A 15,857-nucleotide genomic window follows, 5' to 3' on the forward strand; every position below is an offset into this window, starting at 1 on the left:
TCATGCGGCGGTGGTGAAGCAACTGCGGTGATGCCGCTGCGGTGATGCAGCAACATGCGTGCAATGGGCGGACATACTACAGACTGTCCGCGACCGGCAGAAAGGGCCGGAAGTCAGCCGGTCAGGCCAGCTGCAGGCGGTAGTAGACCACCCGTTCAGTTGGCTCGAAGCCGCACGCCGCATGCGCCGCCTGGGCGCCGCCGTCGTCCAGCTGCGCATCGGAGGCCAGCTCCGTGCAACCCGATCCCGCGTCCACGCGACCGCCGCCGCCACCAGCGCGCGACCGAGCCCGCGACCGCGCCAGGCCGGACTCACATACCAGCCTTCCAGAAAACCCACCGGCGTGCTTTCGGTGCCATTGACGTAGTCGTGGCGCACCGACACCTCGGCAAACCCCAGCGCCGCATCCGCCTCGTCCACCACCAGCAGATGGCTGGCGTCTGCACGCGCCAGCGCGGCCTGCAGTTCGGCGACGCCATCGTCGGCAACGCTGTCATCGGCATCGGGCCACAAGGCCAGGCGCAGGGCCAGCAAGGCCTGCGCATCGGCACCGACCGCTGCGCGCACCCGCCACCCGGCCGGCGTGCTCACGGATACAGCATCCGCTTGCTCCAATGGCTGGCCGCATCGGCCTCGTACCGCCAGCGCTCATGCAGGCGGAACCTGGCGCCGTACCAGAACTCGAACGCCTGCGGCACCACCCGGAACCCGCCCCAGCCATCCGGGCGCGGCACCTCGCGGCCTTCGAAGGTGGCTTCCACCTTGGCGATGGCCGCGTCGAACTCCTCGCGCGAGCCCAGCGTCTGCGACTGCAGCGAGGCCCAGGCACCGATCTGGCTCATGCGCGGGCGCGAGGCGAAGTAGGCATCGGCCTCCTCTGCACCGACCAGCTGCACGCCGCCTTCGATGCGCACCTGGATGCCGGCCTCGCGCAAGCTGCGCCACAGGAACAGCAGCGCGGCCTGCGGATGGGTCTGCAGGTCGCGGCCCTTGGCGCTGTCCAGATGGGTGTAGAACACGAACCCGCGCGCATCGAAGGCCTTGAGCAACACGGTGCGTGCGCTCGGCCGGCCGTCGACGCTGGCGGTGGCCACGGTCATTGCGCTGGCTTCGAGCTCGGCGCCGGCGTGCGCCTCGGCGTACAGCGCGGTAAAGGTGGCAAGGGCTTCTGCATACAGATCGGTCATGACGGTGCAAGGGCAGCAAGATTGGCGCCTATTGTGGGCGCATCGCGCCTGCTTCGCCTATGCGCGGCAGCCGACAGCGGCTTGCCAGCCGCCAGGGCTGCGGCCGACCCCGGCAAGGCACGTCGGGCGCGTGTTTCCCGGCGTCTTCGCACCACAGACGCCTGCCGCCAGGCGCTCGCCACGCGGTGCGCGCCGCCGATCCATCGCCAGCCATGGCTGCGGTTGATCTCCACCCATCGGGGTGTCGAAGCTGCGGCGCGCAGCCGACGCTCGCCCGCGGAAATGGTTTCAGTCCATGCCGACCGGACCGATGCACGGGCCTGAATGCTACGATCCCTGCGCATGAACCCCGCTCCCAATCTCGTGATGGTCGGCCCGATGGGCGCCGGAAAAAGCTGCATCGGCCGCCGCCTGGCCGAGCGCTTCGGGCTGGAGTTCGTCGATGTGGATCAGGCCATCGTCGAGCAGGTCGGCAGCAGCATCCCGGCCATTTTCGAACAGCACGGCGAAGCGCGATTCCGGCAGCACGAGGTCCAGACCCTGCAGACGCTGCTGGAGCAGGACAACAAGCTCATTTCCACCGGCGGTGGCGCGGTACTGGACCCGCTCAACCGCCAGCGCATCCGCGCGCGTGGGTTCGTGGTGTACCTGCACGTCAGCGTGCCGGCACAGCTCACCCGGCTGGCACGCGACCGCAACCGGCCGCTGTTGCAACGCGCCGACCGCGAGCAGGTGCTGCACGCGATGGCCGCGCAGCGCACCCCGCTGTACCAGGAGGTCGCCGACCTCAGCCTGGAAACCGATCACTTCTCCCCCGCCGAGGCCACCGCGCAGCTGGTGCTGCGCCTGGCCGCGCAATGGCGCATGTCGAGTACCCCCGCATGACACTCCCCCGTTCTTCGCGCAGCGTCGATGTCGACGGCGCGCAGCCGTACACCATCACCATCGCGCCCGGCCTGCTGGCCGACGGCGCACGCCTGGCCAGCCATGTGCGCGGCCGCCACGTGCTGCTGCTCAGCGACTCGCAGGTGGCCCCGCATTACGCCGCCGGGGTGCGCAAGGCCCTGTTGCAGGCGCGCCCGGACCTGCAGCTGGGCGAGCTGGTGATCGCCGCCGGCGAAGCCTCCAAGACACTGGACAATTTCGGTGCCGCGATTGCGGCGTTGGCCGAACTGGGCGCCACCCGCGACGCCTGCGTGTTCGCGCTCGGCGGCGGCGTGGTCGGCGACCTGGCCGGGTTCGCGGCGGCCTGCTGGATGCGTGGGGTGGACTGCGTGCAACTGCCCACCAGCCTGCTGGCAATGGTGGATTCCTCGGTCGGCGGCAAGACCGCGGTGGACATCCCGCAGGGCAAGAACCTGGTCGGCGCGTTCCATCCGCCGCGCGCGGTGATCGCCGATACCGACACCTTGCACACCCTGCCCGCGCGCGAGCTGCGCGCCGGGCTGGCCGAGGTGATCAAGTACGGCGCCATCCGCGACCCGCTGTTCTTCCAGTGGCTGCATGCCGAACGCCGGGCGTTGCTGGAGGGCGATGCCGACGCCCTCGCACAGGCGATCGCACGCAGTTGCGAGCACAAGGCCGACATCGTGGCGCGCGATCCGCTGGAAAAGGGCGAGCGTGCGCTGCTCAACCTGGGCCACACCTTCGGCCATGCGATCGAGACCGAACAAGGTTACGGCGCGCCCGGCAACGACAACCTCAACCATGGCGAAGCGGTCGCGGTGGGCATGGTGCTGGCCGCGCGGCTGTCGGCTGCGCTGGGCATGAGCGATGCACAGGACACCGAGGCGCTGCGCGCCCTGCTGCGCGACTTCGACCTGCCCACCGACATTCCGGCCGGCCTGTCGCCACAGGCCCTGCTGGGGCGCATGCGGCTGGACAAGAAGAACATCGCCGGCCGCCTGCGGCTGGTGTTATGGCGCGGCATCGGCAAGGCCGAGGTGGTGCCCGACGTCGACGAGGCGGCAGTGCTGGAGATCCTGGCGGGCTGAGGCCGGCCGGACACGCACGGAACGCTGGATGGCCGCGCCCCGCTGCCGTCGACCGCCCGACCCTCAGCTCTTCGTAGGAGCGCCCCCGGGCGCGATGGGGCCTTCCCGATAAATCCCCATCGCGCCCAGGTGCGCTCCTACGCAGTGCCTGCCTGCCGATCGCCTGCGCAGATGAGGCGGAACGTCGCCCACGCAGGAGCCTGGTGGCACGCGCGGCCCTTGCCGGCGGGTGAGGCCGGCCGGCCAGACACGGAATGCTGGACAGCCGCACCAAGCTGCCGTCGGTCGCACGACCTTACGCTCTTCGTAGGAGCGCCCCCGGGCGCGACAGGGCCTTCCCGATAAATCCCCATCGCGCCCAGGTGCGCTCCTACGCAGTGCCTGCCTGCCGATCGCCTGCACGGACCAAGCGGAGCGCCCATCCGCCACCGCGCCGCCCGCCTTTCACCAGCGCGGCGGAGAGCCGCCACTCGACGCGCCGGCCGGCGGACATCCACCGCACCGATTGCCACCGCTGCCCACTGGACCTTCGCACCTGGAGCAACCCGGCGCGTCCACTGCCTCCCAGCCTTCAGCACCGCCCGGCTACAATCGGCGCCATGCGCATCCACTTGCAACACGATCCTGGCGGCAACGCGCCGCTTCGCTACGTCCAGCTGACCCTGCAACCGGATCTGTTCGGCGGCTGGGAGCTGCTGCGCGAGAGCGGCGAGATCGGTGGACGCTCGCAGTTGCGACGCGACCAATACCTGCTGCAGGACGAAGCGGACCGGGCCTTCGACAAGGCGCGCGACACCCACCTCAAACGCGGCTTCCAACTCATCACCGGCGGCGCCGACGCGCCGCTTTGAGGACATCTTTCCCCATGCTCAAGAACGATCGCCTGCTGCGCGCCCTCAACCGCCAGCCCGTGGACCGCACCCCCGTTTGGTTGATGCGCCAGGCCGGCCGCTACCTGCCGGAATACCGCGCCACCCGCGCGCGCGCCGGCAGTTTCCTGGGCATGGCCAAGAACCCCGAGATCGCCTGCGAAGTGACGCTGCAACCGCTGCAACGCTTCCCGCTGGACGCGGCGATCCTGTTCTCCGACATCCTGACCATTCCCGATGCGATGGGCCTGGAGCTGTACTTCGTCGAAGGCGAAGGCCCCAAGTTCCGCCACCCGGTGCGCGATGCGGCCGCGATCCATCGGCTGGGCGTACCGGACATGGAAACCGAGCTGCGTTACGTGATGGATGCGGTGCGCCTGATCCGCCGTGAGCTCGATGGCGCGGTGCCGCTGATCGGCTTCTCCGGCAGCCCGTGGACGCTGGCCTGCTACATGATCGAAGGCGGCGGCAGCAAGGAATACGCGCGCATCAAGGCCATGGCCTTCAATGCGCCGGAGGTGCTGCATCACCTGCTTGGCACCGTCACCGATGCGGTGATCGCCTACCTGTCGGCGCAACGCGCGGCCGGCGCGCAGGCACTGCAGGTATTCGACACCTGGGGCGGCGTGCTGTCGCCGGCGATGTACCGCGAGTTTTCGCTGCCCTACCTCACCCGCATCGCGCGCGAGCTGGAACGCGGCGACGGTGCCGAGCGCACCCCGCTGGTGTTGTTCGGCAAGGGCAACGGTGCCTACGTCAGCGAGCTGGCGGCCAGCGGCGCCGAAGCGGTAGGCGTGGACTGGACCATCGCGCTGGCCGACGCCGCCCAGCGCGCCGGCGGCCGCGTCGCGCTGCAGGGCAACCTGGACCCGGCCACCCTGTACGGCTCGCCCGAGGCGATCCGCGCCGAAGTCGGCAAGACCCTGGACAGCTACGCCCAGGGCAACGGCGGCTCGCGCGAAGGTCATGTCTTCAACCTCGGCCACGGCATGTCGCCCGACATGAATCCCGAACATGTGGGCGTGCTGGTGGACGCGGTGCAGACGCTGAGCAAGCGGTAATCCAAGGCACGGGTCGACAGCGCACCGGTGTGCTGTCGACCGCCGCTCAGCGCACGCACCCGAGCAGCGCGCGCTGAGCGTGATGACGGGCGGTAGCTGCATCGGCAATAGATGGACAGCACCGCCGGTACTGATCTGATGTCACAGGCCGCCCCAAGCATGCGGCACGGTGACGAAGGCAGTCTTCAGCGATAGCAAGGCCAGCCTCCATGCCGTCACCCGCATCAAGCCTGCATCCACTCCAAACACGGCCCTCCCGCCTCGTTCCGTTGAACGTGATCTCGCCACTCCACTGATGTGCGGCAGTGAGCGCCCTGCCGACGTCACTGCGACGTGATGCGCGCCGAGTTCAACCGCAACGCGGTCAATCATCGATGCGCGTGGGCTCCGGTTTCGCAAGGCACCGACAGCGTACCGGCTGGCCATTAACTAGCCGCAGAGAATCGCCAAGCGGACGCGAGCTTTGCTGCCTTTGCGTCAAGAGCAGCCTGTGCTCGCCTGTTCTGCATGGTCCTTCTGTAACTGCCTTTGCGATTCACCACGACATTCCCCGCACGCCGTTCCAAAACGCGTCTTTACATCGCATACCGCTCTAAAGCGGATCGGGTTTCACGTCGATAAGCCCGGCATTGCCGTCGTTTAAACCAATTTTCCCGGACCAAGGAGATTTACTGTTTCTCCACGGTGATGCGGTGCCACTGCAACACATCTCCGGACAGGCAGGCCGCCTGCCGAACCTCGACATCGTCACATTCGTTCAAGCGCTCCACTCATTCGAGAAACAGGGAGAAAAGCATGGCATTTCCAACCGCCGTCAACGACCAGATCACCGACTCCGTCACCCAAGCCAACACCAAGGTACTGGGCGACGCCCCGGCCATCGCCATGGGCAATCTGTACCAGGCCACCGCGCAGGCGCTGGCCAATGCCGCCCACAACGCGACCAACGCACAGCAGCAGAGCTACGTCACCGCACAGTCGGCCACCACCATGGGCGTGGCCACGCTCTACTCCATCGACACCGCCACCACCGGCGTAGCCACCAAGCAGATTCTAAGCACCGGCGTGCCCGGACTCGTGTCGCGCTAACTCACATCTTTAGGAGAAGAAAATGGCATTTCCGACCGCCGTCAATAACCAGATCACCGATTCCGTTACCCAGGTCAATACCAAGGTGCTGGGCGACGCTCCCGCCATCGCCATGGGCAACCTGTATCAGGCCACCGCGCAGGCGCTGGCCAATGCCGCCCACAACGCGACCAACGCGCAGCAGCAGAGCTACGTCACTGCGCAATCGGCCACCACCATGGGCGTGGCCACCCTGTACTCGATCGACACCGCCAGTACCGGCGTGGTCACCAAGCAGATCCTGGGCGTCTGACGGCCCGGCTAACGCCAAGGACATTCGCCAATGGCATTTCCCACCGCCGTCAACGACCAGATCACCGACTCGGTCACCCAGGCCAACCTGCAGGTACTGGGAAGCTCCCCTGCCGCAGCCATGGGCAATCTGTACCAGGCCACCGCGCAGGCGCTGGCGAACGCGGCACACAACGCAACACTCGCGCAACAACAGATGTATGTCACCGCACAGGCAGCAACCACCATGGGCGTTTCGCTGCTGTATTCGCTCGATACCGGCGCCACGGGTGCCGCCACCAAGAAGATGTTCGGCTAACCGCTAACGCCGCAGCGTCTTCGTTCTTTTCCTACCTCAAGGAGCTATCACCATGGCCTTTCCGACCGCCGTCAACAGCCAGATCACCGATTCCGTTTCCCAGGTCAACACCAAGGTCCTCGGCGATGCGCCGGCGATTGCAATGGGCAACCTGTTCGTTGCCACCAGCCAGGCGCTGTCCAACGCCGCCCACAACGCCACCAACAACCAGCAGCAGTCCTACGTGACGATGCAGGCGTCGACAACCCAGGGCGTGTCCACGCTGTATTCGATCGATACCGCGTCCGATGGTGTCGCCACCCGGGAAATCCTCAGCGCCGGGTTGACTTAATCGGCCACCAGGCGTCGCTGCTGCCGCACGAGCGGCGCCTGGTTCGATACGCGAAGCCTTTGCAACCACCACGCAGTTCGCTGGCCGAATCGAGAAAGGACGCCTCATGCTGCAACTACGTCATATCCCTACGTCCAACACCCTGGATGTCGTCGTCAGACTGATCCGGGGCCGCACCATCGTGGCGACATTCGCGCCGCATCAAAAGGCAGTGATCAACGTCGAGTTCGACGGCATCCTGCCTGTGATTCCCGGAGCGCAGCCGTTGGTCTATCGCCAGAAGCTGGGCAACATGATCGACGTGCCGCAGGGCAATTTTGCATTCCTGGAACGCGTGCCCGATGGCGTGGCCTTGCAGTACGCGTGCAGACACGAACCACAGAACACCGTGCTGTTCTCCGCGTCGGCTGGCGTTGAACAGCGCAGGCCGTCGTTGGCCTAGGACACTGATGCCAGTGCCCCGTCATGGAGCCGAGCACGCAGGCCGCAAGCGTCGCCAGCCTGATCGGTACCGCCGCTACAGGTGCAGCGATGGCGATCGGCCAGGCGCCGGCCTTCGCGATGGGGGCGACCTATCTGGCGCTGTCGGATTCCATCGCGCTCGCAATGGAAAACGCGGTCGCCAACCAGCAGCGCGGACAGGTGCTCGCCGATGCAGCTCTCACTCAAATCCTTGCCTTAATCATCCAGAAGGGAGCGACTTCGTCATGATCGACGACAGTAGCGTGAACAGCCAGATCGTCGATGCGGTGAGCAGCATCGTGACGCTGACCACCGGTCAGGCACCGGCACAGGCGCTCGGCATGCTCGATGCCGTGATGCTGGAGACGCTGGGCATGGCAATGCACAACGCCGTCAATCGGCAGCAAGGCGCCGGCATGATCAATGCAGCAGCGATCACCGCCGCCTGCGCCAAGATGATCTCGGCACCGTTCCCGGTTCCGCCGCCACCACCGCCTGCACCACCCGGACCACCACCGACGGTCGCGCCATTGCCAGGTCCTCCCCCCGTACCGCCCCCGCCTGCAGCGCTCATCGCCGCCGCCGCGGCCGAAGCCAAGGTGGCCGTCGACGTGCTGAAGACGCAAGCACAAGGCGCCTCGGCAGATGCCGCGACCGCAACCGCCGACCTCATGGAAGTGCATGCGCTGAGCGTCCCGCCGCCCCTGCCCGCCACTCCCCCCGCTTCCGGTGCCGGCCTCGATCATGCTGCCACTTCTGATGCTCCTGCTGCTGCAGCCGCAACTTCACCCGCAGCTGCAGCTACAGGCACACCCCCTGTCGCTGCTGCATCTGCACCTGCTGCTCCTGTTGCACCTGCATCTGCATCTAGCTCTGCACCTGCACCTGCGCCGCCTGCTCAGTCATAGGCCGTCCGCAGAGATGAGGTCAGCTCCCCCTACCACCAGGCCTCATTGAAAGGCGGCCGATCATTCCATGGGAACCAAGATGGAACCGACAAAGGTCAATGCGCAGGTCATCGATGTCATCAACCAGGTGCAACTGGCGACCATGAGCCCGCAGGTCGTGCTGACCAGCGGAGCCGGCAAAGCCTATCAATCGGTGGCGCAGTCCACCGCCATTGCGGTGCAGGACGCCACCGACGCGCTACGCAATGTCTCCACGATCGCCACCACCGCCGTCGGCGTGGCGATGGCGCAGTACCTGGCCACCGGCGACGCGAAGTACGTCACCGCACTCACCCAGGCGCAGGCACTGATGCAGGGCGCCACCGACGACTTCGCCAGGATCGGTTCGGCGGCCGGCCTGGTGCTGAAAAATTTTCCCGCCGGTTGAATCCAAGGAGTCACGCAATGTCCGTTTCGATCGCAGGCCGCCTCATCTCGATGCCGACGATGCTCTCGACGCTGGGCAGGCAGTGCCTGGCCTTCATCGATGGAGGCACCCAGTGGCTGGCATGGGCGATCCAGTCGCCCGGTGTGCGCTACGATTTTCCCGACGAGAGCAGCTTGCTCGACGAAGTGCAGCAAGGCCTGCATGGCTCGCGCCTGGCCTTGTTGCCGCAGCTGGAGCTGAGGGTCAGCCCGGTCAAGCTGATGACCTTGAGTCCGACCGACCTGGGCACGCTGGCGCAGGCCGAAGCCGGAGACACTGGCTCGGTGGTCAAGGCGCAGCTGCAGCGGATCTTCCGCGACAACGCCCTGTACACCGCAAGCGACCTGGCCGCAGGCCGCAGCCTGCTGACACAGCTGAAGATCGATGGCGCCGGCGTGTTCCAGTCGCTGGACATGGAAGAAAGCCTGGCACTCCGCCAGCTGGCCGCCGACGCGCCGCCGGACAACGTGACGCCGGCACTGCAGCAGGAAGCGGCGGCATTCGCCATCGAGCAGGCGCGCACGCCGCTGGAATTCTGCGACTACTACCGCTTCTACTTGGCCTGCACCGCCACCATCGCCGCTGAGGACGAACGTGCGCATGCGGCGGCCTCGGCACTGCAGACGCTGTTGCCACAGCTGTTCACCACCCTGGATTGCCCGCAGGTCCAGGGACTGCCCTCGCCCAACGAGGTCGAACGCAGCGTTGCCGAATGGCTGGCACGCGGTCGCCAGATCGGCTTCGCGCGGCTATCGCTGGCGGCCCAGCAGATCGTCCAGCACACCCGCTACCGAGGCGACGGCGGCGACCAGGCGGCCAGCGATGCGATCCGCCTCTATTTGCAGTCTGCGCAGGCATTTCTGGCGGCCAACCGGCCCAGCCGTGGCGTGCTGGGCCAGGATGGCAGCAGCTGCGTGTTCTCCATGCACAACGACGCCCTGGCTGCACTGCTGCAGGTCAACGGCGGCATCATCTCGCTCCGCGACTTCGGTGCCGCACCTGCATCATCCACCACCTCGCAAGACACGGATGCGGAGGCCACGCAGTGAGCGCACCGCCCCCGCCTGCGACCAGCGCCGCCGACGCGGCGCGCGAAGCGGTGCATGCAGGTCGCGCCGCTGCCCTGGCAGCCGCACGCCAGGGCATGGCGCAGGCCGAAAACGCACTGGGCGAGAGGCTGCGCGCGCTTGCAGCGCAGCGTCCAACCGAAACCGCACCACTCGCCGCGCCGATGCGGCCATCGCGTGCCGATGCCGTCACCCCGCTCCATTCCGCGTCCACTTCAGGAGATACCAGCATGTCCGACGATACCCAGCCCACGCCCCCGAACCAGACACCAGCCTCCACTGCGCAATCGTCAGGATCCTCGCAGATCGAAGCGGCGCTGAAAGCGGCGCAAGCCCAGATCGATCAGGCGATGGCGGCCAGCAATATGGCAGTGCAGGCGGCGATGCAGGCCGCAACCGCGGCGACTGCCGCAGCTGGCAATGACCAGGCGATCGATAGCGCAAACCAGGCACTGCAGCAGGCCGAACAGGCCGCCGCTGCGGCGGTGGCCGCCGCGCAGCAGCAGACCGAGCAGGCAATGAGCGCCGGCATACCCGACTCGCCGCCGCCGGAAGGATCGCCCCCATCGACGCCGGACCGGAGCTGATGGCATGCCACAGGTCTATGCGGCGGTGTCGGATGGGGGCGGCAATTATCTGATTGCACGCAAACGCCTACTCAATCAGTGGTGGGCGGAATACGCGGCGCCGGTACTGGCGATGGAAGCGCTTGCGCTGGTATGTCAGATCAATGCGGATCCAGCGCAGGATTGGAACACTGCCCGGGTTCGGCTAGGTAACGCATACCAGGCGGCAAACGGGGTCTTGTGCGACGGGATACCCGTCTTTCCCGACGCAGCAAGCGCACTCGATCGTGCAAGAAACGCATGCATCGCCACTCCCGACGGGAAAGTGATCGCCAACAACGCGCTGTTCGCAGTCCAGAATCTCATCGATGTGACGATTGCACGCCGCCCGGCCATTCCGTTTTCTCCGTGCATCAAGGCCGATACCGCCACGCTCGCATCCAGCATCGCCGCTGCCGGCGGCAATCCCCTGCAATGGAACACCCCGCGCGCGCAGGCCGAGGCGATCGCGGCCGCGCTCGATGACTGGGCAGCCGCCCAACCACCAGGCATCGTCAATCAGGCAGGCCAATGGGCATTACCCGGTGGCGGCATCCACGACGGCGAATCTCCCGAGACTGCGGCGCGGCGCGAGTTTGCCGAGGAGACCGGTTTTTCGCTCGACAACTCGAGTGACTTCCCGAGCGATCCGCCCGTGCAACTGACCGACCCGAAACGCGAATCGTTCTGGCTGGCGTGTTTCTCGACCAGGCTTTCTCTGGATGACATTGCGACATCCATCAATCGGGCCACTGTTCCGCGCGCAAGCGGCAATCGACCGACCAGCAGCGCAGTCTGCGATTGGGAAATCGAAGGCGTGCAACGCGTCGAGAAATCGCAACTGCGCGCCTATCTGGGTACCTACCAAGTCCTGTCGCGGGCCGCTGTAAGCAACGCGGCTTACGCCCAGGCACGCATTGACCATCCGGGTTCGCCCACCCCAACCAGTTATGACAGAAGGTGGCAGACAAGCAGACGCCATGCCATCGATTGGTACGCGCTGATCGCCATACATCTGCAAGTCACTGTTTGATTACCCGTTCCACCAGCCCTCGCCACACGCGGAGCTTCACCATGACCTTCCACATCGGCTTTGACACCGACCGCTTTCCGGGACTGCCCGCGCTCGCCTGGTTGAAGACACAGACCGGGCTGGCCTGGTGCGGCTATTACCTGGCGCCTGCGCCCAGCCATGCGGATACCGGATGGATGGGATGGCGACCGACGTTGGTCGCCAATGGCTGGGGGCTTGCGCCGATCTATCTTGGCCAACAGAGCGCCGGTCCGGGCTCGCATACCGTGACCGCAGACCAGGGCAGCGTAGACGGCGCAAACGCGGCTTTCCTGGCCGATCAAGAGGGCTTTCCCGTTGGTGCGACGGTCTATCTTGACTGGGAAGACGGCGGGAAACCCAGTGACGCTGGAGTCGCCTACATCCGCGCCTGGATCGCGGCACTGGTCGCTGCCGGCTATGCACCGGGCCTATATTGCTCGCACGCACTGGCCGCCAGGCTGGTTGCCGCACTCGCGCCGGGGCCGACGCTGCAGGTCTGGGCCTGCCGCGTCGCCAACGCCAATACCCACACCTACGCCGGCGACATCCAGACGGTGACCGCATCCGATCCGGCCGGCTGCGCTTATGCGCATGCCGCGCTCTGGCAGTGCGAACAGAACGCGGTGCTGTCGCTGCCGGGAACGCCCTGCGATGGTCTGCAGATCGACCTCACTTACTCCGACGCCGCAGATCCAAGCGCTCCCTGAGCAAACGCCCCCTTCCCCTTTGCGAGCCGAGACCACGCCATGAAGGAATCTCCCGAACAAGAACAACTGCGCCGTGCGATCAGCGGCGAGTTGACCAAACGGATCAACGACGCGGCGCGCTATCCCAACGTGCGCTCTGCGGTGATCCAGGTATTGGGCACCATCCAGGATCGTATCGCGGGTCTATGCATCGCGGTGCGCGAGCGATTCATGTTGCGCGACGACCAGCCGCTGGCACGCTTCTACATCAAGGGCGGCAATGCATTCACAGCATGCATGGACCTATTGCAAGGGCAGGACCAGCACCTGTTCGATTCGGGAAGCTCGGATTGGGACACGCAGGTCGCGATCGACCCCTGGCTTCCCACATCCGTGCAGGATGCGCTGCATGCGGAAATTGAGGACATCGTCGTCGATGAGATGAAGAAGGCCGGCGTCCTCATCGCCTTCGAGCTCAGTCTGCTGACGGCCCCCGAATCTCCGCTGTCGGAGCAGCTTTACCCCATTCCACGTGCGCAATGGGGTCCGAACACAGTCGACGTGAGGTGTCTGGTCACCTGTGACGCGCCGCAGACATTACGCCGGGTCTTCGAGCGTGACCGCACCGGCCTGTCCGCCTATACCGGTGTGGAGATCGCCAAGATCGGGGAGCGCGATACCCCATCCCCGCCAGGCATCGTGCTGAACGACGGGATCAAGCCATTCGTGCTCTATCGCCTGGGTTACACCTGGCACGCCAACCTCATGGAAACCTATGTCGACCGGATTGTCACGGAACCGGCAAGTCCACGCGGCATACTGATGGAATTGATCGACGTGAGCCTTCCGCGCCGCGACACGATCGAAGCGATCACGATCTGGTCGGAGATGGAAAACGGACACCTGACCATTGCAACTGCTGGTGGCACGCAGGAGCGTTGGCAATTGCCGTTACCGGACCTGGATTATCATCTGCGCGAGAATCTGCTGATGTTGTGCGAGATCGCAAGCGACCCGCTCGCACTGGGCGCGCATAAGGAAGCCAAGCGACGCGAACGCGTGGCCGCAATCCACGCCTGGTACGCGTCCAGAGCGCAGCTGCAGCATTTTCAAGACGTCCTCGATGTAATGGCGGGCAGACACGTCGGGCAAGCTGGCGACGACGCCACCGCGCTGGTGAACGCGTTAATGGCATCAGTACGTGCGCGCACGTTGGGAGCCGCACCGGACTACGTCAACGGGCAACCGACCGATACAACGCGCACGCGCATCCTTGCCGCACGCTACGGCACCGGCACCCTGCTCACGCTGATGTCGGCGTCCTTCACCTCGCCGGTCGTGCTTTCGGCAGCTTTCAGCGATGATCTGCGGTTGATGAGCATCCTCGGCCAGAGCCCTTATCTGGCGATCGACCGACTGCGTTTTTCCGGCGTGGACATGGCGGCGGTGGCACGGGTGACCCACAAACAGCTACGTGGGCTGGACATTGCCGCATTCGAGCAAGCAGTCGGACGCTGGCTCGGCGAGAATGTCCAGGTCCTGGCCCAACCCCACAACACGCCACGGGTGGGAGGTCTTAGCTACGAGTGCACGCTGGTGGTGTTCGTCAAAAACAAGAAACCGCCGTTCGCAAAAACGGTTGTCGCGTTTCTGACTCTCACGACGGCTACTGCCGCGCAGGCACCCTTCCATTCCAGCCCGTCCGATCAGGGCAATGCATATGCGGCGCTGCTGGACATCGACGGTCAGCGCAAGGCGGCTGCTGCGCTGATCGGAGAGTTCGTGCTGCGTGATCTGCTGTCCAAGCAGCACGAAACCATCAAGACACTGCTACCTAACGCCTAGACCGGTGACGCACCGACTTGGGCACCGGCGTTACGGAACACACGCGGGCTCACCCCAACCAGCCGTCGGAAGCTCTTTTCGAAATGGCTCAGGTCGCCGAAACCGACCTTCAGCGCCACTTCGGTGATGCGCAGCCTGCGCTGCTGATGCAAAAGCTCCTTGGCCTTTTCGATCCGTAGCTGCTGCAGCATCGGTTTGAACGGGGTGCCGAGTTCGTCGCGGAACAGAAAGCCCAGATGCGACTGGCTGACATGCGCCTGCCGGGCCAGATCGCCCAGGGTCAGCGGCTCGGCATAGTGCTCACCCAGATGCACCAGGGCGCGCCGCAGCGCGTCGTGCAGGCTGGCAAGACGCTGGCCGGGGCGATGCGGAAGGCCGGCGATCCAGTCGACCGGCGTTTCCGGCTGCGTAGGCTCAGCCGGAAGATCGGCCGGTTGCGACATCGTCGCGCATGCATCGTGCTGCGCTCCCTGCACCCGGCCTTCCAACAGACGCGGTGCGTGGCGCTGGATGTCGGCGCTGCCGATCGGCCTGCAGGCGGTCATGACCGCCAGGCGCAGCACCACCCGCTCCAGCTCCTGGAGGTTTTCCGGCCAGGGGTAGTAAATCAGGGCGTCCATCAGCACTTCGGTGACCACCTGGCCGTGATCCAGGCCATGCCGATCCAGCACGTGCTCGACGTGAAAGCCGATATCTGTCCGTCGCTTGCGCAACGGGGTAAGTTCGATCGACAGGACATCCAGTTGCGACAGCAGCGCCCGCGAGAAGCGTCCGGCACGTACGCGGCGCGACAGATCAGCGGTCGTGGAGGCGACCACGCGTGGCGAGTCCTCGCCGTCCACGGCGGACCATGGCCCGCCGAGGCCACAAAGCTGCCCGGCCAACTGGCGCTGTAGCGCGTCGTCGAGCTCGTCCACGCCCTGCAGGAACAGCGTTCCTGCCATTGCGCGCTCGAACCATGCTGCCGGTGCGTCGCCGGGAGCGGCGCAGTCGATCGCAACGAACGGCCCCTCCCGCCAGGGTGCAGCTGCATGCAGCAAAACGGCCACCTTTTCCTTCTCGGTTCCGAACTCGCCGCGCACGATGACCGGCAAGCGACTGTATGCGGCGTGCTCGACAAATTCGTCGATCGTCAAGACCTCTTCGCTCACGCCCACGATCGACAGGGCGCGACCAAACCGGTCTTGCGCGAACGCCCGCGCGGCATCGCGCTTGATCAGGTACGCACAATACTTTGCGATCTGCTGGCACAGCGTCATCGCCTCCGGGGTCATTCGTTCTTGAGCCGGCGTGACATTCAGTGTGCCGAGCACTTGCCGGCCGTGCTGGACGGGAAAACACTGCGTGGGCGGGGGCTGGGTTTCTGCCAGAACCGGACCCGGTGGACCGTGATGCTCCACCGCGACAAACTTACATACCGCGCCGTTCGTGATCGCGCCCTGCGACAGTTGTGCAGCGATCTTTCCCAACATTTTTTCCAAGGGATCGCCTGGGAAATAGGCGCGCTGCACTACATCAAAGACTTGCTTTTCCATGGATGCTTTCGACCTGATCTACTGGCGCGCTCGGAAGGCGGCCAGACCCAAGTCGCGCCATCCCTGACCAGACCGTCGGCAAAGCTCCAAGCGTGCATTCCGCTTTTTC

Annotated in this window: 19 protein-coding genes and 1 pseudogene; 17 read left to right on the forward strand and 3 right to left on the reverse strand. The window is 65.7% G+C overall.

From position 1 onward, the window contains the following. Positions 1-121: 121 nt before the first annotated feature. Positions 122-591, reverse strand: a pseudogene (gene aac(6') / locus EO139_RS05260) (aminoglycoside 6'-N-acetyltransferase). Beyond that, entirely contained in the window at positions 588-1,187 is a 600-nt protein-coding gene (gene pdxH, locus EO139_RS05265; RefSeq protein WP_104583021.1) for a pyridoxamine 5'-phosphate oxidase, read from the reverse strand. The pseudogene aac(6') and the gene pdxH overlap by 4 nt, the downstream one beginning before the upstream one ends. A 342-nt stretch (positions 1,188-1,529) precedes the next feature. On the opposite strand from pdxH, the gene EO139_RS05270 reads away from it, so the two are divergent. The 17 genes from EO139_RS05270 (at position 1,530) to EO139_RS05350 (ending at position 14,213) form a co-directional block, all read left to right on the forward strand. Continuing rightward, entirely contained in the window at positions 1,530-2,072 is a 543-nt protein-coding gene (locus EO139_RS05270; protein ID WP_047129095.1) for a shikimate kinase, read from the forward strand. Then, a complete protein-coding gene (gene aroB / locus EO139_RS05275; RefSeq protein WP_104583136.1) occupies positions 2,069-3,181 on the forward strand; it encodes a 3-dehydroquinate synthase in 1,113 nt (370 codons plus the stop codon). Before EO139_RS05270 ends, aroB begins: the two co-directional genes overlap by 4 nt. A gap of 599 nt (positions 3,182-3,780) precedes the next feature. Further along, complete coding sequence (locus EO139_RS05280; RefSeq protein ID WP_104533988.1) at positions 3,781-4,032, forward strand: WGR domain-containing protein; 252 nt, start codon at positions 3,781-3,783, stop codon at positions 4,030-4,032. A 14-nt stretch (positions 4,033-4,046) separates the two neighbouring features. After that, entirely contained in the window at positions 4,047-5,111 is a 1,065-nt protein-coding gene (gene hemE / locus EO139_RS05285; RefSeq protein WP_104569691.1) for a uroporphyrinogen decarboxylase, read from the forward strand. A 795-nt stretch (positions 5,112-5,906) separates the two neighbouring features. Continuing rightward, on the forward strand, positions 5,907-6,200 hold the full coding sequence (locus tag EO139_RS05290; RefSeq protein WP_011051975.1) for a RebB family R body protein: 294 nt from the start codon (positions 5,907-5,909) through the stop codon (positions 6,198-6,200). Between the two features lie 22 nt (positions 6,201-6,222). Next, a complete protein-coding gene (locus EO139_RS05295; RefSeq protein ID WP_011051976.1) occupies positions 6,223-6,492 on the forward strand; it encodes a RebB family R body protein in 270 nt (89 codons plus the stop codon). Positions 6,493-6,522: 30 nt separating this feature from the next. Next, complete coding sequence (locus tag EO139_RS05300) at positions 6,523-6,789, forward strand: RebB family R body protein (RefSeq protein WP_011051977.1); 267 nt, start codon at positions 6,523-6,525, stop codon at positions 6,787-6,789. A 52-nt stretch (positions 6,790-6,841) separates the two neighbouring features. Continuing rightward, positions 6,842-7,120: a RebB family R body protein gene (locus tag EO139_RS05305; RefSeq protein WP_011051978.1), complete on the forward strand. Its 279-nt coding sequence runs from the start codon at positions 6,842-6,844 to the stop codon at positions 7,118-7,120. A gap of 106 nt (positions 7,121-7,226) precedes the next feature. Next, positions 7,227-7,562, forward strand: coding sequence for a hypothetical protein (locus tag EO139_RS05310; RefSeq protein WP_011051979.1), 336 nt, complete (start codon positions 7,227-7,229; stop codon positions 7,560-7,562). A gap of 23 nt (positions 7,563-7,585) precedes the next feature. Then, the gene (locus EO139_RS05315; RefSeq protein ID WP_126969602.1) at positions 7,586-7,831 is read left to right on the forward strand and encodes a RebB family R body protein; all 246 of its coding nucleotides are present in this window, start codon (positions 7,586-7,588) and stop codon (positions 7,829-7,831) included. Continuing rightward, a complete protein-coding gene (locus EO139_RS05320) occupies positions 7,828-8,490 on the forward strand; it encodes a RebB family R body protein (protein WP_115677673.1) in 663 nt (220 codons plus the stop codon). Before EO139_RS05315 ends, EO139_RS05320 begins: the two co-directional genes overlap by 4 nt. Before the next feature lie 79 nt (positions 8,491-8,569). Then, entirely contained in the window at positions 8,570-8,917 is a 348-nt protein-coding gene (locus EO139_RS05325) for a hypothetical protein (protein WP_104583135.1), read from the forward strand. 17 nt (positions 8,918-8,934) lie between these two features. Next, a complete protein-coding gene (locus EO139_RS05330; RefSeq protein WP_126969604.1) occupies positions 8,935-10,005 on the forward strand; it encodes a hypothetical protein in 1,071 nt (356 codons plus the stop codon). Then, on the forward strand, positions 10,002-10,610 hold the full coding sequence (locus EO139_RS05335; RefSeq protein ID WP_126969606.1) for a hypothetical protein: 609 nt from the start codon (positions 10,002-10,004) through the stop codon (positions 10,608-10,610). The genes EO139_RS05330 and EO139_RS05335 overlap by 4 nt, the downstream gene beginning before the upstream one ends. Before the next feature lie 4 nt (positions 10,611-10,614). Further along, positions 10,615-11,661, forward strand: coding sequence for an NUDIX hydrolase (locus tag EO139_RS05340; RefSeq protein WP_241235914.1), 1,047 nt, complete (start codon positions 10,615-10,617; stop codon positions 11,659-11,661). A gap of 41 nt (positions 11,662-11,702) precedes the next feature. Continuing rightward, positions 11,703-12,389: a glycoside hydrolase domain-containing protein gene (locus EO139_RS05345; protein WP_126969608.1), complete on the forward strand. Its 687-nt coding sequence runs from the start codon at positions 11,703-11,705 to the stop codon at positions 12,387-12,389. Positions 12,390-12,428: 39 nt separating this feature from the next. Then, entirely contained in the window at positions 12,429-14,213 is a 1,785-nt protein-coding gene (locus tag EO139_RS05350) for a hypothetical protein (protein WP_126969610.1), read from the forward strand. On the opposite strand, the gene EO139_RS05355 is transcribed toward EO139_RS05350, so the two are convergent. Then, on the reverse strand, positions 14,210-15,748 hold the full coding sequence (locus tag EO139_RS05355; RefSeq protein ID WP_119127762.1) for an AraC family transcriptional regulator: 1,539 nt from the start codon (positions 15,746-15,748) through the stop codon (positions 14,210-14,212). The genes EO139_RS05350 and EO139_RS05355 overlap by 4 nt on opposite strands. Between the last annotated feature and the right edge of the window lie 109 nt (positions 15,749-15,857).

It is taken from the genome of Xanthomonas sp. BRIP62411 (genome assembly GCF_003993525.1).
Classification (GTDB): Bacteria; Pseudomonadota; Gammaproteobacteria; order Xanthomonadales; family Xanthomonadaceae; genus Xanthomonas; species Xanthomonas euroxanthea.

Coding starts and splice junctions, on each gene's coding strand:
- pdxH (WP_104583021.1), bottom strand. CDS start 1,187: ATGACCGATCTGTATGCAGAAGCCCTTGCCACCTTTACCGCGCTGTAC.
- EO139_RS05270 (WP_047129095.1), top strand. CDS start 1,530: ATGAACCCCGCTCCCAATCTCGTGATGGTCGGCCCGATGGGCGCCGGA.
- aroB (WP_104583136.1), top strand. CDS start 2,069: ATGACACTCCCCCGTTCTTCGCGCAGCGTCGATGTCGACGGCGCGCAG.
- EO139_RS05280 (WP_104533988.1), top strand. CDS start 3,781: ATGCGCATCCACTTGCAACACGATCCTGGCGGCAACGCGCCGCTTCGC.
- hemE (WP_104569691.1), top strand. CDS start 4,047: ATGCTCAAGAACGATCGCCTGCTGCGCGCCCTCAACCGCCAGCCCGTG.
- EO139_RS05290 (WP_011051975.1), top strand. CDS start 5,907: ATGGCATTTCCAACCGCCGTCAACGACCAGATCACCGACTCCGTCACC.
- EO139_RS05295 (WP_011051976.1), top strand. CDS start 6,223: ATGGCATTTCCGACCGCCGTCAATAACCAGATCACCGATTCCGTTACC.
- EO139_RS05300 (WP_011051977.1), top strand. CDS start 6,523: ATGGCATTTCCCACCGCCGTCAACGACCAGATCACCGACTCGGTCACC.
- EO139_RS05305 (WP_011051978.1), top strand. CDS start 6,842: ATGGCCTTTCCGACCGCCGTCAACAGCCAGATCACCGATTCCGTTTCC.
- EO139_RS05310 (WP_011051979.1), top strand. CDS start 7,227: ATGCTGCAACTACGTCATATCCCTACGTCCAACACCCTGGATGTCGTC.
- EO139_RS05315 (WP_126969602.1), top strand. CDS start 7,586: ATGGAGCCGAGCACGCAGGCCGCAAGCGTCGCCAGCCTGATCGGTACC.
- EO139_RS05320 (WP_115677673.1), top strand. CDS start 7,828: ATGATCGACGACAGTAGCGTGAACAGCCAGATCGTCGATGCGGTGAGC.
- EO139_RS05325 (WP_104583135.1), top strand. CDS start 8,570: ATGGAACCGACAAAGGTCAATGCGCAGGTCATCGATGTCATCAACCAG.
- EO139_RS05330 (WP_126969604.1), top strand. CDS start 8,935: ATGTCCGTTTCGATCGCAGGCCGCCTCATCTCGATGCCGACGATGCTC.
- EO139_RS05340 (WP_241235914.1), top strand. CDS start 10,615: ATGCCACAGGTCTATGCGGCGGTGTCGGATGGGGGCGGCAATTATCTG.
- EO139_RS05345 (WP_126969608.1), top strand. CDS start 11,703: ATGACCTTCCACATCGGCTTTGACACCGACCGCTTTCCGGGACTGCCC.
- EO139_RS05350 (WP_126969610.1), top strand. CDS start 12,429: ATGAAGGAATCTCCCGAACAAGAACAACTGCGCCGTGCGATCAGCGGC.
- EO139_RS05355 (WP_119127762.1), bottom strand. CDS start 15,748: ATGGAAAAGCAAGTCTTTGATGTAGTGCAGCGCGCCTATTTCCCAGGC.